The 3343-nt window shown below is 41.7% G+C and carries 2 protein-coding genes and 2 tRNA genes; 3 read left to right on the top strand and 1 reads right to left on the bottom strand.

Going from position 1 to position 3343, the window contains the following annotated elements; genetic code table 11:
• Window positions 1-76, bottom strand: a tRNA-Val gene (locus tag ACVBJC_RS20310).
• Between the two features lie 446 nt (window positions 77-522).
• Between ACVBJC_RS20310 and ACVBJC_RS20305 the strand changes: the two genes are divergently transcribed.
• The 3 genes from ACVBJC_RS20305 to ACVBJC_RS20295 all read left to right on the top strand — a co-directional run bounded on the left by ACVBJC_RS20305 (window position 523) and on the right by ACVBJC_RS20295 (window position 3228).
• Entirely contained in the window at window positions 523-774 is a 252-nt protein-coding gene (locus ACVBJC_RS20305; RefSeq protein ID WP_447162718.1) for a hypothetical protein, read from the top strand.
• Window positions 775-1638: 864 nt separating this feature from the next.
• Window positions 1639-3048 carry a glutamate--tRNA ligase gene (gene gltX / locus ACVBJC_RS20300; protein ID WP_447162717.1) on the top strand — a complete coding sequence of 470 codons (1410 nt, stop codon included), beginning with the start codon at window positions 1639-1641 and terminating at the stop codon, window positions 3046-3048.
• 104 nt (window positions 3049-3152) lie between these two features.
• A tRNA-Ala gene (locus ACVBJC_RS20295) sits at window positions 3153-3228 on the top strand.
• Window positions 3229-3343: the final 115 nt, after the last annotated feature.

Raw genomic sequence — 3343 nt, 5'->3', positions numbered from 1 at the left:
TGGTGGTCGATACTGGGCTCGAACCAGTGACCCCCTCCTTGTAAGGGAGGTGCTCTCCCAGCTGAGCTAATCGACCTCGCTGTGTGGGGCCGTATTATAGGGATGAACGATCTACTGTCAACGCTTTTTTTAGATAAAAGAATGAGTACGGTTCAATTTTGTGCGTGTTGATGCATAGTTAATCAGCATGCGGCAGATGCAAGTAAAAAATGAGTAAAAAATTAGCTTTTAAGGTATTTACTTTGCAAAGTATTCACTGAAGTAGGGCGGCGATCTATCCCAATTATGACTAACTACTCGATTATTACTTATAGAATAGTGTTGGATATTGCATTTTATATCGTTTTTTATAACGAGATTAAAATTGTTTGCTGGTTATTTGCTGCAACTCTGCCATTAGATCGTGTAAGTAGGGCCTTATTTTTAATGTTAAGGGGGAGCTTTATCTTTGTTCGGAATTTTCGGTTCAACTTCTTGCATATTACTATCTAAAAATTCTTGCATATGTAAGAGCTAAAAAGCGTGTCAGTGTCTTACATCCCCGGAACCTCAGTATTGTGGCTTTGTTTAAACTCGTTTTTTCTACTTGCTAATACCTATCGACTTGTAACTATCAGCTTTCAGGTATTAGCCTGGTTTGATATTACCCACGGTAAAATAGACATCTGTCACGTTAGTTATAATACCAATCATGTAATGGAGTCTGCCGCTAAACTTATCGTGGATTACTTCTCCTTTGAACAAGGGGAAAGAGTTCGTTCTATGCGTAGTTAAAACGTCATTGTTCTAGAAAAGGGGAGTAACGAATTAACTAAGTATGTAAGTGGTAAGTAGCTCCTTGTTCAAACGTTGCAATAGCAGTGATATGACCTTCCGCCACTCCTAGCTGTGAGATTGATTTAACTATGTAGGTTTAAGTATGTAGGTTAAATCATGTAAGTAGAGTTATGTAAGTAGAGTTATGTAAGTAGAGTTATGTAAGTTGACTGCTAGATTCAACTCTGTTTTAGACGAGTAACGGTGCACTTGGTTGATTGAGGGAGTTATACCAATCAGTATAAGACGTTGATCTACTCAGAACGTTTTTTGGCAAACTAATTCAAGGCGAATAACTGAAAGAATGGTTGCTCCCTTGTGAAGTTGTTCAACGCAGAAGTAGGCAGCCAAACACGCTCCAGAATGGCGAGTTTTAGCGGCTCTGATACTGTGACTCTTATGGAACAAGAGGGAGCTTAACCTAGTTCAACTATGCGCTTCACTCGCTGCAAACCACATGGTCTAGTATGTTCCCGACATACATAAGACATTTCCTCTATCCCTGGAGGTCAGATGTGGTGAATGTCATTAATGCACGACTATATGGATATAGGCGGTAGAGTAACGCAGGAGCAGTTACCTAGGGCATTTAATGACCTTGTCTCAGTGCCGCTATACTCTCGCTGAGCGACCACATCTTTATACTGATTGGTATTAGGTCGTTAAACGAGTGAGCATTTAGGCCGAATGGCAGATTTTAACTATAAAATTTACCATATAGTAGTAGACCTATTTTCCCTAGCTGCTTTGGCTGTTAGAATATGCTCCACATTCATTAGTACAGTCTATTATTTAGACTTTCTACATAGGTCAGTGTCCATTATGACAATTAAGACGCGTTTTGCTCCAAGCCCTACAGGCTTTTTGCACGTTGGTGGTGCTCGAACTGCACTTTATTCATGGTTACATGCACGCGCAAACCAAGGTGAGTTTGTTTTACGTATTGAAGATACCGATCTTGAACGTTCAACTCCAGAAGCCTGCGCTGCAATTTTAGAAGGTATGGAATGGCTTAACCTGAATTGGGACGAAGGTCCTTACTATCAAACCAAGCGTTTTGACCGTTACAACGAAATCATTGCACAGATGCTAGAGCAGGGCACTGCATATAAGTGCTACTGTAGTCGTGAGCGTATTGAAACAATGCGTGAAGAACAAGCTGCTAAGGGCGAACAGCAAAAGTATGACGGTTGCTGCCGTGATAAAGCACCACGTGATACTGATGAACCTTTTGTTGTGCGATTTAAAAACCCGACTGAAGGTAGTGTGGTATTTGATGATCATGTGCGTGGTCGCATTGAATTCGCCAACAGTACATTAGACGATCTTATTATCGCTCGTACCGAAGGTACACCTACTTATAACTTCTGTGTAGTTGTTGATGATTGGGATATGGGGATCACATGCGTTGTCCGTGGTGAAGACCATATCAATAATACACCACGACAAATTAATATCCTAAAAGCATTGGGTGCACCAATACCAGAGTACGCACACGTATCGATGATCTTGGGAGATGACGGCGCTAAACTTTCTAAGCGTCATGGTGCGGTAGGGGTTATGCAGTACCGTGATGATGGTTATTTACCAGAAGCGTTGCTTAACTACTTAGTCCGTTTGGGTTGGTCACATGGCGATCAGGAAGTTTTCTCTATAGAAGAGATGAAGCAGTTCTTTAGTCTTGATGATATCAATAAGGCTGCTTCAGCTTTTAATACTGATAAGCTTATTTGGTTAAACCAGCATTATATTAAAGAATCAGATCCAGAGTATGTTGCTTCACACCTTGAATGGCACATGGCTGATCAGAATATTGATACAAGTAATGGCCCAAAACTGTCTGAAGTGGTTTCAGCATTATCTGAACGTGCTAAAACACTAAAAGAACTTGCGGCTTCTAGTCGTTACTTCTATGAAGACTTTGCAGAGTTTGATGAAACGGCAGCTAAAAAACACCTAAGAGGTGTTGCACTTGAACCACTAACTCTTATTCAGTCTAAATTGGCTGCGTTAAATGAGTGGACTTTAGAAGCTATTCACCAAGCTATTGAAGATACAGCGACTGAATTAGACGTAGGTATGGGTAAAGTCGGTATGCCATTACGTGTTGCAGTTACTGGTGCTGGTATGTCTCCTGCTGTTGATTTAACCATATTCTTGGTTGGCAAGGTCCGTACAGAGCAAAGAATCTCCAAAGCGATTGAATTTGTAGCAAATAGAATAAATTCGTAAAAAACGGGTTGACTCTTTTGGGTGCGCTGCATAGAATGCGCCACGCAGTTGAGACACAGCTAACGAATAGTTCGCGGTGCACTCAAAAGTGATTTAGTTAGTGAGGGGCCTTAGCTCAGCTGGGAGAGCGCAACACTGGCAGTGTTGAGGTCAGCGGTTCGATCCCGCTAGGCTCCACCACCTAACTACAGCAAGCGTTAAGTTTTAGCCTACAGAACTTAATGAGTATTCACTCTTTGCAGAGTCTAATGCAGTCCGGGTCCCCTTCGTCTAGAGGCCTAGGACACCGCCCTTT

Source organism: Shewanella sp. 0m-6, from assembly GCF_052977325.1.
The sequence above is the reverse complement of the archived record's forward strand: the minus strand, read 5'-3'. Positions and strand labels throughout refer to the sequence as shown.

Excerpts from the sequence above, each read along its gene's own strand:
- gltX (WP_447162717.1), top strand. The coding sequence starts at position 1,639 with ATGACAATTAAGACGCGTTTTGCTCCAAGCCCTACAGGCTTTTTGCAC.